Source organism: Microcystis sp. MC19, assembly GCF_003019735.1.
Classification (GTDB): Bacteria; Cyanobacteriota; Cyanobacteriia; order Cyanobacteriales; family Microcystaceae; genus Microcystis.
Genome location: NZ_CP020664.1, coordinates 1,711,984 through 1,730,613, shown reverse-complemented (window position 1 = coordinate 1,730,613; position 18,630 = coordinate 1,711,984). Strand labels below are relative to the sequence as shown.

The window sequence follows — 18,630 nt, the reverse complement described above, 5'->3', positions numbered from 1 at the left end:
CCTCAAATTAAATAGGATAAATAGTAAGCATCTCTAGTGAGCTTTTTGGTTGAGTTTATCCACTAAGGGTTTAGCTTCTTTGAGATAGTTATCTAAAACTTTTTGAGCTTCTTTTAATTGTTCCTGAGAAGGAGGCTCTAAGTTTTGATAGATTTCAGCCGTTGTGGCCGTAGAATTCTGAGGACAGAAGGATTGAATTGCTTTTTTATCCATATTATTTCCGAAAATTATGGCTAGTTTATGATGATTTTGAGCCGTGAGAGATAATAATGCAATATAAGCGTCTGCTTGCTCTTTTCGACCGTTTAATTGAGCCTTTTCTTGGGTATATTGTTGGGTAATTGTTTGAATTTCATTGGCCAACTCTTGCATATTATTGCGATAGCGAGTGGGGGCTTGTTGAAATCGCTCTTCAAAGTAACGATAGAGTCCACCTTTTTCACTTTCTAACCAAGTATCTCGGTAAAGTTGATTAACTTCATTGAGCAACAAAATATATTGTTGAAAATTTTCATCTTGGCAAACAATAACAGATTTAAGGTTTTTACGCTGAATGGGCTTAACAACAAAATTATCCAGTAAAAAGCAGCAATTCTCATTTTAAAAAGTAACAAGTGATACAGACAGAAACAAAGCTTTAAGCAATCTACAAAATGCGCTCCCGCGAGTGCGACTGCATCGCAGAGAAGTGAGTATATAGAGTATTTATACTCAAAATATTTGAAAGATGGGAGAAATCTAGAACAAAAGTTCTCTACATCAGAAAGAGAACCAAATAAAAATTGATGATTGTTGTCTGTTGAGGTAAAATTATTAAGTTGGAAATATTAATTAATCAAACTGTTCTGCGATGACGAAAAAGGCTGTGACTTTAGAAATTCCTGAATTAATACAATTTTTAGTTCAAGAATTACATGACTTACCCGATGACAGAAAACCAGGAAACAATACCAAATATCAGGTAGAAGATGCAGTTAAGGCGGCTTTTTCGGTTTTTTTTACTCAGTCACCTTCTTTTTTAGAGCATCAACGTTTGATGAAAAGTAGTAAGGGAAAAGATAATGCTTCAAGTTTATTTGGTATCAAAAAAATACCTTGTGATAATCAAATCAGAAAGCTGTTAGATCCTATCCCAGCTGCCACAATATTTGGCTCTTTTCAACAAGTCTATCAATGGTTAAAAAAACAGGGAGTTATTAAAAAATTTTTCTACTTAGATGAGGAAATTTTAATAGCTTTAGATGGTACGGAATATTTTTCTTCAAAGAAAATTAGTTGTCCCCATTGTAATTGCCGCAATGCTCGTAATGGAACGACAACTTATTTTCATGGTTGCGTCACGCCAATTGTGGTTTCTCCTGAGCAAAAACAAGTGATTAATTTAGAACCAGAATTTATTAAAAAACAAGATGGGCAGCAAAAACAAGATTGTGAAAATGCGGCTGTTAAAAGATGGTTAGATAAGAATCATCAAAAGAAGTATGGTTATCCTGTAACCCTGTTAGGAGATGACTTATACTCTCGCCAACCTATCTGTGAGTTAGCTCTAAAACAAGGTTATAATTTTATTTTTGTTTGTCTTGAAACTTCTCATAAAACCTTATATGAATGGCTAGAATTTTTAAAAAAAAGTGGAGAAGTTAAAGCCGTAGAAAAGAAACAATGGGATGGAGGAAAGAATCTCATTTATCGTTATCGTTATGTTTCTAGAGTTCCTCTGAGAGAGGTCGAGTCAAGTCTCGAAGTTAATTGGTGTGAAGTCACGGTCATTAATGAAAAAACACAGAAAATTATCTATCAAAATAATTGGATTACCAATCATGAAATTACTGAAAATAATGTTGAAAAAATTGTCAAAGCTGGACGCAGCAGATGGAAAGTTGAGAATGAAGGAAATAACGTTCTTAAAAATCACGGTTATAATTTAGAACATAATTTTGGTCATGGTCAAAGTCATTTATGCGAGTTCTTGTTGTCTTTAAATTTACTAGCTTTTTTATTTCATACCGTTTTAGATTTAGTTAATCATACTTATCAAAAGATTCGTGAGTTATTAGTTACTCGCACCAGTTTTTTTAATGATATTCGTACTTTATTAAAATATTTTTGGTTTAAGAATTGGTCAGAGTTTTTCTTGTTTATTCTTACCGAATATGTCCCGCTTAAAAAAATAAATTCTAGTTAAAAATGTCAATTTTTCGAGAGAAGGAAAGATTATTTTATTCATTGAAAAAACCAGAAATTAGGTCAGAATTTCAGCTAAATTTATGAGTTGAGATAAGTTTTTTATGGGCAGATATTTTAAAACTGTCTCTTGAAGCTAATTATGATGATTATCTTGAAAAAAAATGATAATTAGACAGAAGTTCTCTTGTTCACATAGAGAACTTTATCTTCTTTTGTTTTCAAAATGAGAATTGCTGAGTAAAAAGCCAACAATATTTTCTCCCGCTTTAACATAATCTGAATTGATCTGCACGGATATTTTAGCTTTTTCAAAGATGGAATTGAGATTGGTAATGGCACTCCCAATATCCGTGAGACTTTGGTTCAGTGAAACCCGTTGATCACCTGCCAATTGTCCGAGGGATTCTAAATAATTGACGGCAAGAAGATTGGCTTGAATGGTAGATTTAGCGACGGGTTTAAAGCGATCGCATCGTTCATCCATTCTAATCGGGGGAAACTTATAAGGATTAGAATCTCCCGTGACTGGAAATTCTTCAAATCCTTCTAATGTTCTTGTCCGACTATTTTCACGAGTTAAAACGCCAGAAGGAGACGGAAATTGAGTTTGAGCAAAGGATGATTGGAGTTTCTCGGTTTCATCCAGTCGGTTTTCTCGTCTAAGACAGGATTCATATATATCTTTTCCCAGCTTTTCAGATGTTTCTTGAATTGTTCCTGATACCTTACTAAATTCTCGGACTTGGCTTAAATCCTCATGGCAACCACTGGTTATTAGAGTCAGCGAAATCAGAGAAATCCAAAGACTTGATTGCCGAAGATTCCCTTTGACATTTTTACGGTGAAGTTTCATATAAAACAACCTCCTTTTGAGTTGATTTCTCTAACTTTTACTCAATCGACATTTTTGTAGAACAAATGATTACCAATTGTTTTTGTTAAGGTTGCACCGTGAGTCCAAGAAGGTTTAACGGATTTTGCATGATAATGAGTTGCTCCATTCGTTGGATCAGGGATAGTGCGGGTAAGAACTTTTCTAGCACTTTCACGACAATTATCGAACACTGGGTCGCCTATTTTAACCGACTTGATTTTTGCTCGATTTGCATCTGAAGGATTCCAACAGGAAAACTGCCAAGATTTAAGACATACGTTTACAACATCCTTGCCATACCATGTTTGTTTAGCAACACGATTAAGAATGACCCAACCTACTGCAATTTGTCCCAGTTCAGATTCTCCGCGTGCTTCCCCATAAATTGTTCGAGCCATAATATCCGAAGCGTCTGGGGCCACCTCACCGCTATCACTTCCAGAATCAGGTAAATTAATGGGATCGCCAATTTGAATTAGATTGGGATTAGAAATTTGTGGATTAAGATTAAGCAATCTTGTGAGGGATAAATTATGGTTTTGGGCAATTTTGTAGAGGCTATCTCCTGCCTTAACTTTGTATTGATTCGCCATGAGCTTTTCTCCTGATAAATTTGGGAAACATCGGTTAGGTAAAATTGAAGCCAAACCTAACTAATTTAAGATCACTTAATTTGACAATGCCCTTTTAACGGCTTGACGAATTTGCTCTAAACGCACAGTTGTGCCATTCGGTGTTCCAGGGCAAGAATTATAATCACGATCGCGGTGTCCTAAAATACGAGGAAGGTTGCGATTGGGGTTTCCAGAAAAATAGGTGGGAGTAGAAACAAGAACAGTAGGATCATTAATGCCCATCCGTTTACACAACTGAGTGCAAAGAGCAACCGCAGAATTGAATTGTGCGTCTGTAATACTGCTTGATACATAGTTGCCATCAAAAGCAATACCAAAACCGTCATTAACTTTGTCATGCGCCCCTCGTTTGCGGTCATAACGACCTTCATAAATACGACCACTGGGCATAATGACATAGTGATAGCCAATGTCAGACCATTGGAGGGAATTTACATGATAATCGCGAATACTTCTCATGCGCTGAAATTCGCTGGTTTGGTTTGCACTCGGAGACAAAGCAGGATTAGTAGTGTGATGAATGGTAATGCGTTGGGCATTAAGATTGGGAAGGCTAGAAGGAGTAGGCGGTGCGCCCCAAACTTGACGAGTGATAATGTTAAGGGTAGGAGAACTTTCTTGAATATCGATCTCTTTTTGGAGCTTTTCTTGATCTGATGCAATGACTTCTAGCAATCGCCGTCCACCTTGAGAAAGGACAATCTGTGCATCCCACTTCCCCCCTTCAACGATGGGTTTAGCCACATCAAATTGCCCATCAATACGAATTAGTAATTCTTCACCATTAGCAAGGTTATCGACTTCTCCCTTAATGACAAAAGGTTCTGATGTTTTGATAGTTGTAGGTAGATGGGTGATGCGAATAGTGGGAACAGCTTCCACTACTTGAATATTGGCGTATGCTGTATTATCTGTGGGATCCCCAATGACAATTTTTAAGCGGCGATCACCCGCAGACAGAAAGACAAAGTTAATTTGCCAAGTTCCGTCATCTGCAACGTTTCCCCCTGAGACTTTATACTGATAATCAATGATTAATTCAACGGGTTTTTCTCGTAGATCATCTGATGCTGTTCCTTTAATGAAAAAATTCTGATTAGTTTCGATTGTTTCAGGAACACTGGTAATAGTAATCATGATGACTTCCTCCAATTTAGTAAATGGTTGAAATCGTAAAACTTTAATTGTTTAAATGAGGGTAATTAATCCTCATCTAAAATCAAACCAAATTCGATAGTTTGTAAGAGATTTCCATCTCGATCTAAAGCACGGAATTTGAATAAATTCTCCTCTGTACTATCCAGTTGAATCTCAAATTTCCATTGTCCATCCATCGGTTCAACTTCCCCGATAATGAACATTACCTCTGCACTAACAGTCGTAATAATCTTGGTGACAGAAGCATTTGCCATCCCTGAAAAAGTAAGCGGTTTACTAATATTATGAACCGTTTCAGGGGTTGGGGACTCTACTGTAAAAACAGATTCTGATAAGGATATTGGCGCAGGTTTTGCAATATTATTGTATTCAACAATTAAATCAATTGATTCAAATCCTTGCTGATGATAGTCAGCCATAAATGCTTTAAGTTTTTGCCAATCTTGAGCATTAATTAAGCCAATCGATCCAGCAGAACCAGGAGGATTATCATCAAATTGAATGGCAAAACTTCCCCGTTTAACACCATCTGCATCTACAGTATTTGGCTCAATCAAATAAAAGTTTTCCTCACTCTTGGCTTCTGAAGTTAAGTCAAAAGGTAGGGTCGAAACAGTATAAGCAGGAATACCCACTTTACCACAGCAGGGAATCGGACCCCGACCAATCAAGCTTTGAGCAGAGATAAACTGATAGAGAGGAAACCCTGATGTTGCCTCATAAATATTTTTTGCTTCATCTTCTTCCATAATCGCCAATTGACCTTTCACTAAGGTCTGATAACTATCATGTATCTCCTCTAAAGATGAGGGATCGTCATTCAAATTCATCGTAAACCGTAGCCAACTCATAATATTATCCTCCTAGAAATAGGTAAATTAGGCACAATTTTCACTCGAAATAAATCTAGATAATGGTGAGTCTGAATGAAATTGTTTGCAGTAAACGGCCAGACGAATTGTAGGCTTGAAAAGTGAAAGGACGATTGACTCCACGGTTTAAAAACTTGTAATCAAAACGCCATGTTGCACCTGCACTGGTCAGTTCAGCAATTTTGAAAGGACCACCGGGACCGACTAAGGCGATGATTTTTGAGACTTCTGGTTTTGCCGTTCCTGAAAAGGTAATAGAGGTATTAACAGGTTGGTTTTGACCTGAAGTGGGTTGCTGTACGGTGAAAACTTGAGATTGAGGTAGCAGCGGAGAACTACCGTTGTACTGAACAATTAAGTCAATACGATTATGTCCTCGTTGACGATAGGCTTTAAGATATTGATCGTAATCATTCCACTCAGAACGAGTTCGGATGACAATACAACCAGCAGAACCAGGACTGCGATCATCAAAATGAATACCAAATTGACTTCTTGCAATACCATTAACAAATATCCTTCCCTCAGACCATCGCGAATTGAGAATATGATAAAAATTGCTACGGATTCCAGGTGTATTGGCATGATTAATTGGAGAGGTACTAACAGAATAATTGGTTATGCCAACCTTGCTGCAGGATGGAATCGGTCCTTTAGCCCTTGTAGATTGATCATTGAGGCATTGATACGGAGCATATCCTGATGTTGCTGTCCAAGATTTAATGGAAGTGTTTCCTTCCATGACATGAAGTTTGCCTTGACGGAACTGATTAGTTCGTGATGTTGGCAAATCCATTTTAAAGAGTAAATAAGCCATAATTGATTCTCCTTTCTAATCAAAAGTGTTTTTCGATCATTTAAGCAATTACTGTTGTCCCGGTGATTAAATCTTTAAACTTTGCTGCAACCTGATTTTCCCAAGCCTGAAAAATCAGATCATCTTCAAATAATTTTTGAGGATTAATGGTAGAATTAGGATTGATCAGAACTCCGATATCTCGGTATTCAGGTTGCTCATCTAAAGCGTAAGCTGCTAACTCACTACAAATCCATTTATCAGGACAGTTGAGAGCTTCAGACAGTAACTTTTTGATTTTTTGCCGTGATAAAAGATTGAGTATTTGACCAGGTAAACTTCCAGAAAAGGCATGAGCTAGGATTAGTTTATAGTCATATTTTTTACCTACTTCTGGTTTGAGAATCTCAACAATACGCTCTGCAATCTCATCAGTTAAATCTTTGGGTTTGCGGAAGAAAATTTGGCAATTAGAAGGTTGAAAATAGGGTTCTAGAGGATTTTCTTCTACCATATTCGTGCCAGCATTCGCTTCAATACAGGTATTTTCACCCGTAACGATGAGAGCGTGAGTAGCATAAATATTGCTCATTTTATCCCACTTAGTAAAATAAGCAATTCCTCGACCAACTGGATTTGTTCCGTCATAGGTAAAACCGATGTAACCCTTGTTATAGTTAACTCCGTAAACAGGGTTCAAGGTGACGATTTCAAGTTCGGCTTTTTGTTGTAGTTGAGTAGTCATTTTTTTGCCTCTCAGAACGTAACAAAGGAAGTTCTAACTCTGTTCGGAAGTGAAATAGATGAGTTAGATAGCTGGCGTGACTAGGTAAAATTAGATGCGGTACTTATACTTAACACTCTAGATTATTTATCAGAACTTACTGCCCTTAAAGACTGCCAATTAATATATTTCTTTAGGTTTCTGTATATAAGTTTACAGAATATTGTTGAGCTATTTATTAACAAAAAAAGTTGAGTTTGATGGCAAAGTATCTTAACACCTAAGCTCGCCAACCTGAACTTTAGCCGATTCTCGATCGCAATTTTAGGCCACCCTAGCACTGCGCTCTTTTGCCACGAGGATTTTTACCGAGAAAAATGATCTGTCTGCCTGAGAACAGGCTATAGTGATCATCAAACCCTCAGTGAAAAACTTCCCGTGTCTTCAGTATTCCGCCTTCCTCGCTATTTTTCTCCCGCTCTGCAGCGTCGAGTCATCAAAACTCTCGCAGCAAAAAAAACCCGTCAATTCTTGACATGGGCGGCAGCTTGTGCTAGTTTTTTGATCCTCTGGGCGTGGAATTGGCAGTTAGTTTTGGCCACTTTAACCGGAGTGGGGGCGATGATTGGAGTTTACCATCTCCAGGGTCAAAACTGGCCATCGCTGTGGCTGTGGGGGCGTGCTTTTTTCACTGCCGATAGCGGTAAGTTAACTTTAGCGGTAGTCTGTGGCGGTTTGGGCAGTTTAGCCACCTATCTCGCTGTCGCCATTTGGACCTATGCCGAAAATCGCTGGTTAGCTCTAGCCTCAATTTTGCAAGGAATTGGCACGGTTTTGACTTTAATCCTGCTAGGATGGCATTTTCTCGACCATCGCGGTCAAAATGAGTCAAAAAACTTTGATCGCTGGTTAGAAAAATTAACAGTCAATGATCCCTTAATGCGCTTAATGGCAGTCCGACGTTTAAGTGAAATGGAACTTTCCCCCAGTCGTCGAGAACAATGCCAAGAATACTTCCGTTATCTTCTCTCGCGAGAAACCGACACGCAAGTGCGATCGGCTTTACTCGATAGTTTTTCCGGCCAAGAAACAATCAAACCGCAACCTTTACAAATACCCCTACAGGTGAAAAAATCCCTCTTGAAATATGATTAATACTAAATCCTGTTTAAAAAGTATAGGGAAGTGGGGGAGTGGGGAAATTGAACTAAAACCCCAAAACCCCAAAACCTAAAACCTGTCTCCTAACGACCGGCTCCTGACTCGGAGAATACTGACGACCGACGACCTGCGCCTGAATCCTAGGCCACCATTTAAGATAACTGCTATAGTTAAAGCTAAAGGCTGACTGTAGAGATTGAAGAGGATATTTTTTTACACCAAAGTTAACTCGCGCTCCTCGATATTTTGGAACATCAGTGTACTCAGATAACGTTCTCCAAAACTAGGCTGAATCACCACAATTAATTTACCCTCATTTTCCGGTCGTTGGGCCAGTTGAATCGCAGCGCAAAGATTGGCACCGGAAGAAATCCCCGAAAGTAAACCCTCTTCTTTTGCCAGACGACGACCAAATTGAAAAGCTTCCTCATCACTGACGGTAATTACCTCATCAATCAGATCTGTGCGTAAAACTTCCGGAATAAAACCCGCACCGATACCCTGAATTTTATGGGGACCGGGATTACCACCAGAAATCACCGGACTATTGAAAGGTTCCACCGCGACTACTTGAAAACTAGGTTTACGAGATTTAATCACTTCAGCGACTCCCGTAATCGTGCCTCCAGTACCCACACCTGCAACAATAAAATCTACCTGTCCCTCCGTATCTTGCCAAATTTCCTCAGCAGTGGTGAGACGGTGAATTTCTGGGTTAGAAGGGTTGCGAAATTGTTGCAACATATAAGCGCCGGGGATACTATCAACGATTTCCTGAGCGCGTAAAATTGCCCCTTTCATGCCTTGGGAACCGGGGGTAAGTTCTAGGGTAGCACCGTAGGCTTTTAACATCGCCCGGCGCTCTAAACTCATCGTTTCCGGCATAGTTAAAATTAAGCGATAACCCTTAGCTGCCGCAGTCATCGCGAGGGCAATTCCCGTATTGCCGGAAGTGGGTTCCACTAAAACCGTGGTTTCTGGATTGATTAAACCCGCTTTTTCGGCGCTATTAATCATGTGGGTGCCAATACGGTCTTTGACGGAAGCAGCGGGATTCATCCCTTCTAATTTCATCACAATTCGGCCAAGACAGCCCTCTGTTTGGGGAATCCGATTCAATTGTACTAAAGGAGTGCGGCCAACCAATTCGGTGACATCGTGAGCGATACGCATGATATTTTCTCAGTCTGGGTGATTTGTGTGCTTAGTTATAGCGTTGACATACTCCCCCGCGTGAACGACGGGGGATTCTTATTCATAGTTCATAGAAATCCACTTGCTATCTCTGGTTTCCCTTCAATAGTAGAGGCGGTTTTCTCCCCATGCTTTCGGTCTTCCGACCCAGATTCCCAATGCCCTTGGGTACTGTTTTGCCATTCCATCCCGAGAACTTCCATTCCTCTTTTAAGAATATTTAAAGCCGCATTTGTATCACGACAGATTTTAATTCCACAGTGAGGACAAGAGTGAGTTCTAGTGCTTAGTGACTTTTTCACCCGATGACCACAATTAGAGCAATCTTGGGAAGTATAGTTGGGTGCAACCGCAACTATTGCTTTATCCCAAATTTTGCCATAGTAGTCTAGCCATTGAGTGAATTGATACCAACCTGCATCAGAAATAGACTTAGCCAAGTTATGATTCTTGACCAGATTCGACACTTTTAAAGCCTCATACACCACAACATCGTTAGATGCCACTACGTTTCGGGCTAACTTAATCGCCCAATCTTTCCGCTGGCGTTGAACTTTCAGGTGGAGTTTACCCAGTCTTTTTCTGGTTCGATGGTAGCTCTTGGATTGAGGTTTTGCCCCTTTCCTATACTTTTTACTTAATCGTTTTTGTTGACGTTTTAGCCTTTTTTCTGCTTTTCGCAAATACTTAGGATAAACTACAGCATTGTCGTTTTGGTCTTTGTAAAAATATTGCAATCCCAGGTCAAGACCGATAACATTGCCTGTATAGTTTCCCTGCTCTTTGCGGTCAGCATCAAAGCAAAATTGGGCATAATACCCGTCGGCTCGGCGTACAACACGAACACGATTAATCTTTAGTCGAAAGAGGTCTTCTCTTGTTTCCTTGTCGCAATAAAGAGAAAAAGCACCGGCATTAAAACCGTCAGTGAAAGTAATATACATACAATCCTCTGAGAGTTTCCATCCCGAAACCTTATACTCAACAGAGCGACAATGCTTTTTGAATTTTGGATAGCCTTTTTTCTTTTCTCCTTTTCGACAACGAGTATAGAAGTTAGAAATAGAAGCCCAAGCTCTTTCTGCACTGGCTTGACGAGCGGCAGAGTTTAACTTTTTGGCAAAAGAGAACTCTTGAGCAAGGACTTTGCACAGTGCATATAAATCATTTCTTCCTACCCCCGAATTATCCATCCAGTATCTAACCGCTTTGTTACGAATAAATTGGGCGGTACGGATGGCTTCATCCAGAGCTTGGTATTGCTCTTTAGTGGCGTTTAGTAGCTTGGCTTCTCTAACTATCATGTCTTGATTTTATCACAAGAGGTGGTTGATAAGCAACTATTGAGAAGAAAAAGCCGCCCGGTCGGGCGGGGAACCTTAAACCCAATTTTTCGGTAAGTTCTCAGCTTTAGCGTTTGAGAATTTCCTCACTAGCCAAGGATGCGCTATATAGCTCACTTATAGCAAAGGCCAGCCCTAGATCAGCAAAATTTCCGTTTTCTTTTGTTTCTTCAATCAGTCCGCCTAGCTTGAGAGGATGTACTCTAGAATCTAGATTTGATAGGAATGGGATTTTTCTGACCAACTGAAGGTTTTCCCACTGGTGAAAGAGGCTAATCCGTCTTATCCCCCGAAGAACAAGCTTTATCCCTAGAGCAAGGTCTGGCTTTTCTCAAGTTACCATTGATTGGGCGCAGGCGTATCCTTGAAAGGCAGACTGAGTCTATGCTTGACCACTATCAGCCTGGTTCTGAATGGCAGGAGTTGATGTCAGATGATATGATCAGCTACTAATCGGTCGGGAGAGATTATCAAAGAGCAAGGATTAACTAAATAATATTGGTCTTCGGCATGGGTAGAGTCTTGGCAAATGTTTGCTATTGAAACTCAGGAATTAATGAATTTAATCCCCCCTAAGTGTGCTAATTATCCTAAATCCTGTTTAAAAAGTTGATAACAATCGGTCATAAGTTAGCCAATGATAGTTAGTCAAGCTTTTAATTTCATTAGTCATGGTTTCGAGATACTGACAACGAGTTATCAGAATTTCTGACCTTTCTTCAATCGTTTTAACCCACATTCCGCACCCTAAGCTGTCACAGAGAGAAATTACGGAGAGAAAAAATCAAAGTGAGCATAAAAATAAACATAAGGAGCGAAAAAAGGCATTTGAGAAACAGTAAAGCACCAAAAATGGCATCAAAACCTATTCTCAATAAGGAGCAATAAGAATTAACACCACCTAGAGGAGTCAACAGATAAATAAAAGAAGAAATCCAAGAGATAAATCATAATTTAGACTAATCAATTAAAGTAAAAAACTAAATTATAGACATAGTAAAGTGGAGCTATAAATCAAAGATATTAGCTCATGTTCACTCATAGAAATTAAATTGATAGAGATAATAATTAGGTGGCTAATTGATAGTAACGTAAACAATCATCTGGTAAAAGACGCAAGATAAAATCTCTGTCCTTATTCCAATTAGAAATATGTTCCTCCTGATTAAGTGTAATCAAATGAATACAATGAAAGCATTGAAAAATCCAGCGTAAAGTAGGGGAATTAGTTGCTTTACCTAATTGATTTTTAATTGTTGATTTAGACTCTTTCAGAGCATTTCTAATTTGACGTTGAGCCAATGTATAAACCAAGAGACATAAACCCATAATCATTCCCATAGACTCTATTCTCTCAGGACTTTTAAGGAAAATACTATCGGCAAAAAATAATGGGTCTTTGAGAAAACCAAACCCCCGTTCACATGATTGTTGAGCTTTATATTCCCTGAGCATAGAATCATCACTAAGTTCCTGTGAATCTAAAACATTCGTAGCAATAATAAAACATCCTGCACTCAGCAATTCTGTATTAATTTTACTTTCATCCTGGCAGACTGTAGCTGATATTTGGTAGGATATTTCATTTAGAGAATCTTTTTTATTAGATTTGGCTGGAGTAACCTTACTTTCGTTAATTTGGTGATATTTGAACTGGGTTGATAATTTTGATAATGCCTTGATAGCATCTGCTTCACAAGCAAATCTCTCTTGTGATAACTTTTTCAAATCAAGAACCGCTTTTGATTCGGCTTTGGTAATTTTTTGGGTTAGTTTACGCAGGTCTGATTCTCTTCTTTCTTGACTTTGTACTACTAACCATCTTTGTTCTATTCCTGCATAATTTTCGGTTTTTGATACTAATTTATATCCTGGTATTGTACTATCAATAAATTCTGATTCTGGTATTGTTGATATTAATGATTTTGCTGCTTTTATGCTTAATGGTACTCGACATAACCACTGTAAATCTGACATCATTTTCAGGTTTGATTCTGTATATAAGGCAGAGTCAGCAACCATGAGACTATTAACTTCTAATTGTTTGTGATATTCTACTGCTATTTGACCAAAACATGATGAGTCTGCTTGGTTTCCTGATGCTAGTTTCAAAAATATTGGGATGTCTCCATCTCCTGAACATATCATTTCTATGATGAACTGTTTTAAGTCCGGCCGATGGTCACGAGAATAACCATAAGTGATGGTTATTTCTTTTGGTGATTTTACTGCTATTTCTTCTAATTCTTGGTTATTTCCTATTTTTTGATTCTCAAATATTACTTCTGGTAAGCTAGTGTTATACTGCCCATGTACGTGGATTGATGATGAGTCTAGATGTGATGTTGATAGTGATACTCCAAATTTTTGGGCGGCTTTTACTGCGATGATGAAAAATATTGTATCTAATCCTTTTATAAATAGTTTATCCATGACTCTCCCCAATTTATCGTCGTTGAGATATTCTGGTTTTACTCCTGTTCCTATTAGATGTTCACAGGCGATTGTTTCAAAATATTCGGGAAACATATATAAGGGTTTGGAAACAAATCCTAACCCGTTGATTATCATGGCTTTTACTACTTGACCTGCATTTACTTTTTCGTCTTTTTCGACTCCTATCAATTCGTTTATTATTTCTACTATTCCGATTGAGTCTATTATTCCTGCCACTATCCCTAGATGGTCTATGTTCTGAATTTCTATTTCTTGGGGTTTTAATTTCACAACAGATTCCTCCACTACTTCTAAGTACCTAAGCAAAATTAATTACACATATCTAACCCCGCTCTTGCCTCTTGCCTATCTTCACTAGGAAATTAATTTTGCACGACTACTTATTGTAATCAATTATTTCTTGTTTTCTGAACAATTATTTTTTTCTCTTGAATTTTCTCTTTCTCGCTCCATACCCCTTTTAATGCTATATATTCTCATTAACCCTTTTAACCTTTGAATTAATTTTAGTTATTATGTACTACTTTAATGGCTTTTTTGATCTGTGACAGTTGAGGGTGCGGAATGTGGGTTTTAAAATGCTCATTAACCAGAGGTGCATCTACTAGAGACCACAATCTCTCGGCTGGCTGTAGTTCTGGTGAATAAGCAAAGTAGAAAATCGAGCAGGATTCCATGGGGAACTTCAAGTTTTTGACTTCTATGCCACCCAGCATTATCTTGTACTAATAGGACAATTTTTTCTGCCGATAACCCGACATCTTCTGCAAAAGATTGAGAGACTAAGTAGGTGGGTGGAATTAAATATATAGCAATTCTCTGACTCATGAGGTACAGTAGCAACAGTGAGTAAACCAATTGCGAATATCTTTTTGAGTAACTTCTAACATAGCTAATTCAATCCCTTCTATTAAGTCTTTGTAAGTTCTCGCCTTCAGTTTTCTTAATATCGCTTTGACTTTTGACCAAAAGTTTTCAATAGGAGAGAATTCGGGAGAATAAGGAGGTAAATAGATGAGTCTAGCTTTTTCTTGTTCAATTATTTCTCTGACCATTTCTCCGAGATGAATCTTGGCGTTATCCATGAGCAAACAGTCTCCTTCTTTAATTTTTGGCAGCACTTCCTTCAGAATAAATCCTTCAAATGTTACCGCATCCACTGCACCGTATATGTTGACTGATGCCACAACTTTTTCTAAGCTTATAGCACTAATTATTGAAATATTTCTCCCTCTTTTTTGTGGTTTTCTTCCCCGAGCTCTTTGGCCAATTAAGGCTCTAGCATAGAGTCTCAAAAGGGCTAAATTTACCCCCGATTCATCGATGAAAATTAGTTTTGATGCCTCAATTTCCCTAACTTCTGACCAGTATTCCACTCTTTTTTGCTGCACCCTGTCACTTTCTTTTTCCGCCGCGTGTAGTGTTTTTTTTTGAAACTGTAATTGAGTTTTTGCGTAAGCCGCCCCAGGGTGGCTCTACTGACTTTCACCTGTGTCTTTTCATATAGTAAGTCCGATAATTCTTCGAGAGTTGCATCATTGTTAGATTCGATGATTTCTATTAAAATTATCAGTTGTTCACTATTTAACTTGGTTGGCGGACTTCCCCCTTGTGGACGAGGACGGATATCCCCTGTTTCTTTATGTTGCTTCAATAACTTCTGAATAAAGCTTTTAGCCACGTCAAATCTCTGGGCTAGTCCTCGAATAGAAATTTTTTCTTTCTTCCAGACATCGATAATTTTTTGGCGAAAATCTACGGAATAGGGTCTCATAGGAAGCTGGCGAGTTCTATTATTTGTCTATTTGCTTTTCATTGTACCTCATAGCTCCAAGAAGTGCTATAAGATGAACGTAGGTTGGGTTGAACGATAGTGAAACCCAACGCCCGATTATGTTACGCTACCTCAGCAAGCCCTAAATAGTCCCCTGTCTCCTCTGAGGTTAGGAGCGTCTGGCTAGTGGAAAAGAACGCTCGGCTTCTCTTATCTGATAACTTTCCTTTCTGATTATCTGGTGAGGATTTAATATATGGCTGGCTTCAACGACATCTACTTCTCTTATACCTACTACTACGGTAACGGCGACCATTACACTGGCTACGGTTTCGGTGATAGTTCCCTCGGTTACTATAGTGGTCAGTACAAATACACCGACGAATACGGTTACTCCAACTACAACGAAACCTACAACAACGGCTACTACTACATCGATTACGTTTATAACTACGGCTATGACCAAGGTTTTGGTATTGGAGAGAGTAACATCTATCTGACTAGCTACACCGATTGGGGTTACGATTACGACGGTCTCGGAACGGCGAGCTTCACCACCACCTACAATGTTTCTAGCTACGAAGGTTATTCAGGTCTAGGGTCAGAGTATGGCTATGCCTACAACTCCTCCTACAACAACAGCGATGCCTATGTTAGCAACTACTACTCGGCCGATTTAGTATTCTAACTGTTAAATTCAAATTCAAAGATAAAAACGGCGACTCTAGAATACACTGTCAAGGTGGTATAGCACTGAGCTTTGAGATGAGGTGGTTCCAAACTCTAAAAGCTAGGAATAGTAATGAAAAGCAGATTGCCGAGCGGTGCGATCTGCTTAATGCTTGCCTCTATAACTATTTGCTATTGCTCTAAACTCCCCCTTACTGATACAGCCGATCAAGTTGAGATTGTCAGAAAAAGTTGGGTTAGTATGAGGGGAGATACCCTCTGAGGGTAAAAGGGGGATCAAATAACCAATTTAGCGATTTAAATGGCTATCTAGGACAAGAAAGCGATTATTTATCATTTTGTTCAAATTACAGACTTACAGAGTAAAGTTCAACTATAATTGAATTGAGCTAATCTGATTCAAAATGAATAACTTGTTGGCTTTAAGGCCAAATAATAGACCAAGAAACCCCACTGCCTCATGTCTAAAAGAGAGAATTTACACCTATCATTACGTCGCACTTTAGCAAAGGAGTGTATGACAAAAGGTGCTAATTTTTCCGACAATTATCAGGGGTTTTTGATGAAATCATCACAAATTACTGGCAAGTTTAATAGACCTCTTGTAAAAATCAAAAATTGTTGTTGGGGTTAGGAGCCAGTAGTCAGTAGTCAGTAGTCAGGAGAATTAAGAATGAATAATAATTAATTAAATGGTCTATTTACAGATTTTATGCAATTTAATCCTTATTTTTGCCGTTTTTGAACCCTCAAAAATTAATTATGCAAGAGGTTTGATTATGAAAAGAGGTAGAGCGCCCAGGGACAAATTCAAAACCTAGCTGCTAACAACCGAAAAAGTTGGGTTAGTATGAGGGGAGATACCCTCTGAGGAGTTGCACTAATTATATGGACATCAAATTAATCCTGTTGGCATTAACGGCTGTATTCACCGTCTCTTGTCTCTTTTTCGGCACCCGCAACGGTTTTTACGATAGCGATAACTACGATGGCAATGGTTCGGCTCACTAACCAGTCATCATAATCAGGGTTGCCATGGTTCAACGCTCTACTGCTGTCTGGGGGTCAAAATCCCTTTTATCCTGTTTACCTTTTGGTGTCGGTCACGCGTCGGAAGGGGTTTGTCTCCTCCTGAAAATCGGTCCCTATCGCCTACTTTTAGATTGCGGTTTGGCCGATATGCAACCCCTGACCCAAAACAAAAAACCACCCGTGGATCTGGTGTTCTGTAGTCATGCCCACAGCGATCACATCCGTGGGTTAATGGCTCTCCATCAGACCTATCCCCAATTGCCAGTTTATGCCAGCGAGGTGACAGTACAACTGCTGCCCCTACAATGGCCCGATTCTGTCGAGGAAATCGGCAGTTTCTGTCAGGGTTGGCCATGGCGATCGCCGATCACTCTCTTCGATGATCTCACCGTCGAGATTTTTCCGGCCGGCCACCTACCTGGGGCTGCTGTAGTTCTCTTCACCTACAAAACCCCCAAACGCACCTATAAGGTCCTCTATACCGGCGATTTTTCCCTATCTAATTTTCAACTGGTGGAAGGATTATCGATCGATCTGCTGCGGGGAATATCCCCCGATGTACTGATTATTGAAGGCAGTTACGGCACAGAGCGCCATCCCCACCGACGACAGCAGGAAAAACAGTTGATGAATCGCATCTATCATGCGATCGCTGAGGGGCAAAATGTCTTACTACCCGTCCCCGCTTTGGGATTGGGTCAAGAAATTTTAAAATTACTGAGATCGCACCACCAATTCACGGGCCGCGACATTGATATCTGGGTTGGGGGCAAGATCGCTAAAGCTTGCGATGCCTACCTAGAAATTTTACCACAATTTCCCGCATCTGTCCAGAATTTTGCCAAACATCAGCCCTTATTTTGGGATGAGCGCATCTGTCCCCGGTTGCGAAGGTTGCCAGAAAAACCGACACCTCTAGGGGGAACCACTCCGATAATTTTACTAATTGATCGCCTAGAGGAGGTGAGTAAATATCTGCAAGGGGATAAACCTTGGTTAATGTTAGCTCCCCAACACCTGCACGATATCAACCTGGAGAATCCCCGATTAAAAGCGGCACAGCGTTCGGGATTAATTAGCCAAGAAACCTATCTACTGGCCGAACATAGCGATAGTCGCAACACCACCCAACTAATCCATAACCTGCGACCGCAGCATATCATGTTCGTCCATGGCTCGCCCCTATATCTAGCGGATTTGACCAGTTTAGAAGAATTACAAAGCCGTTATCAACTCCATTCTCCGGCCGTGGGAACCCTGGTGGAATTGCCTATTGGCGATCGCTTTTTGCAACCGACACCCCCGGCCCCCAGTCACTATGAGGGAGAATTAAATGAATCGGATTCGATCATCACTATCACCTTACCAGAGCCGATCACCCGGGATCCCCGGTGGAGTAATTTCGCCGATACGGGACTGGTGGAAGCGCGCTGGCAAGGGGAAGAATTATTATTGCGGGGAGTCTCCCAACGGGAATTATTAAGCGAGATTCCCAATCGCACCACCAAAGCTTTAGAGGAGATGGATTGCTGTCGTGTCTGTGTCCACTACAAAAGTCAGCGCTGTTGGAATCCCGCTTCTCCTCTCTACGGTTTTAAAGTGGTTGCCGAAGGCTATTGTCCCGTTTTTGAGGCCAATATATAGTTAGGGTCTGCTGAAAAAGTTTGGGGGTTAGGAGTCGGTATTCGGGAGTCAGTATTCTTGGACTTCCTCCATACAGAAATACTAAAAAA

General features: G+C 39.6%; 16 protein-coding genes and 1 pseudogene. 5 read left to right on the top strand and 12 right to left on the bottom strand.

Annotation, left to right across the window (positions count from 1 at the left end; all coding sequences use genetic code 11):
• Window positions 1–33: 33 nt before the first annotated feature.
• Window positions 34–489: a hypothetical protein gene (locus B5D77_RS08850; protein WP_254053061.1), complete on the bottom strand. Its 456-nt coding sequence runs from the start codon at window positions 487–489 to the stop codon at window positions 34–36.
• 361 nt (window positions 490–850) lie between these two features.
• On the opposite strand from B5D77_RS08850, the pseudogene B5D77_RS08845 reads away from it, so the two are divergent.
• Window positions 851–2,099, top strand: a pseudogene (locus B5D77_RS08845) (ISNCY family transposase).
• Between the two features lie 290 nt (window positions 2,100–2,389).
• Here B5D77_RS08845 and B5D77_RS08840 read toward each other — a convergent pair.
• From B5D77_RS08840 to B5D77_RS08815, 6 genes are all read right to left on the bottom strand, one after another.
• The gene (locus B5D77_RS08840; protein WP_254053060.1) at window positions 2,390–3,040 is read right to left on the bottom strand and encodes a hypothetical protein; all 651 of its coding nucleotides are present in this window, start codon (window positions 3,038–3,040) and stop codon (window positions 2,390–2,392) included.
• A 41-nt stretch (window positions 3,041–3,081) separates the two neighbouring features.
• A complete protein-coding gene (locus tag B5D77_RS08835) occupies window positions 3,082–3,654 on the bottom strand; it encodes a cell wall hydrolase (RefSeq protein WP_002781980.1) in 573 nt (190 codons plus the stop codon).
• A gap of 75 nt (window positions 3,655–3,729) precedes the next feature.
• Entirely contained in the window at window positions 3,730–4,833 is a 1,104-nt protein-coding gene (locus B5D77_RS08830; RefSeq protein WP_106908663.1) for a peptidoglycan recognition family protein, read from the bottom strand.
• Between the two features lie 65 nt (window positions 4,834–4,898).
• Entirely contained in the window at window positions 4,899–5,603 is a 705-nt protein-coding gene (locus B5D77_RS08825) for a hypothetical protein (RefSeq protein WP_254053059.1), read from the bottom strand.
• 157 nt (window positions 5,604–5,760) lie between these two features.
• Window positions 5,761–6,543: a DUF2778 domain-containing protein gene (locus B5D77_RS08820; protein ID WP_106908661.1), complete on the bottom strand. Its 783-nt coding sequence runs from the start codon at window positions 6,541–6,543 to the stop codon at window positions 5,761–5,763.
• 40 nt (window positions 6,544–6,583) lie between these two features.
• Complete coding sequence (locus B5D77_RS08815; RefSeq protein WP_008202902.1) at window positions 6,584–7,267, bottom strand: hypothetical protein; 684 nt, start codon at window positions 7,265–7,267, stop codon at window positions 6,584–6,586.
• Window positions 7,268–7,684: 417 nt separating this feature from the next.
• On the opposite strand from B5D77_RS08815, the gene B5D77_RS08810 reads away from it, so the two are divergent.
• Window positions 7,685–8,401 carry a hypothetical protein gene (locus B5D77_RS08810; protein WP_106908660.1) on the top strand — a complete coding sequence of 239 codons (717 nt, stop codon included), beginning with the start codon at window positions 7,685–7,687 and terminating at the stop codon, window positions 8,399–8,401.
• Between the two features lie 219 nt (window positions 8,402–8,620).
• Here the strand turns inward: B5D77_RS08810 and cysK are convergent, their stop codons facing one another.
• The 5 genes from cysK to B5D77_RS08775 all read right to left on the bottom strand — a co-directional run bounded on the left by cysK (window position 8,621) and on the right by B5D77_RS08775 (window position 15,175).
• Window positions 8,621–9,580, bottom strand: a complete 960-nt coding sequence (gene cysK, locus B5D77_RS08805) for a cysteine synthase A (RefSeq protein ID WP_106908659.1) — start codon at window positions 9,578–9,580, stop codon at window positions 8,621–8,623.
• An 89-nt stretch (window positions 9,581–9,669) separates the two neighbouring features.
• Complete coding sequence (locus B5D77_RS08800; protein ID WP_106908658.1) at window positions 9,670–10,905, bottom strand: RNA-guided endonuclease TnpB family protein; 1,236 nt, start codon at window positions 10,903–10,905, stop codon at window positions 9,670–9,672.
• 640 nt (window positions 10,906–11,545) lie between these two features.
• Entirely contained in the window at window positions 11,546–11,683 is a 138-nt protein-coding gene (locus B5D77_RS25810; RefSeq protein ID WP_159036951.1) for a hypothetical protein, read from the bottom strand.
• Window positions 11,684–12,012: 329 nt separating this feature from the next.
• Window positions 12,013–13,671 (bottom strand): IS1634 family transposase, encoded by a 1,659-nt coding sequence (locus B5D77_RS08785; RefSeq protein ID WP_104395285.1) that lies wholly within the window; start codon window positions 13,669–13,671, stop codon window positions 12,013–12,015.
• A gap of 554 nt (window positions 13,672–14,225) precedes the next feature.
• Window positions 14,226–15,175 (bottom strand): IS630-like element ISMae26 family transposase gene (locus tag B5D77_RS08775; RefSeq protein ID WP_106908656.1). Its coding sequence is split into 2 segments (ribosomal slippage): window positions 14,226–14,833 and window positions 14,833–15,175, totalling 951 coding nucleotides; the frame shifts between segments, so codons are not numbered across the junction.
• A 256-nt stretch (window positions 15,176–15,431) separates the two neighbouring features.
• Here B5D77_RS08775 and B5D77_RS08770 point away from each other — a divergent pair.
• The 3 genes from B5D77_RS08770 to B5D77_RS08765 all read left to right on the top strand — a co-directional run bounded on the left by B5D77_RS08770 (window position 15,432) and on the right by B5D77_RS08765 (window position 18,541).
• Window positions 15,432–15,863 (top strand): hypothetical protein, encoded by a 432-nt coding sequence (locus B5D77_RS08770; RefSeq protein WP_106908655.1) that lies wholly within the window; start codon window positions 15,432–15,434, stop codon window positions 15,861–15,863.
• 890 nt (window positions 15,864–16,753) lie between these two features.
• Complete coding sequence (locus tag B5D77_RS27680; protein WP_002737208.1) at window positions 16,754–16,876, top strand: hypothetical protein; 123 nt, start codon at window positions 16,754–16,756, stop codon at window positions 16,874–16,876.
• 24 nt (window positions 16,877–16,900) lie between these two features.
• Window positions 16,901–18,541, top strand: a complete 1,641-nt coding sequence (locus tag B5D77_RS08765) for an MBL fold metallo-hydrolase (RefSeq protein ID WP_008202917.1) — start codon at window positions 16,901–16,903, stop codon at window positions 18,539–18,541.
• Window positions 18,542–18,630: the final 89 nt, after the last annotated feature.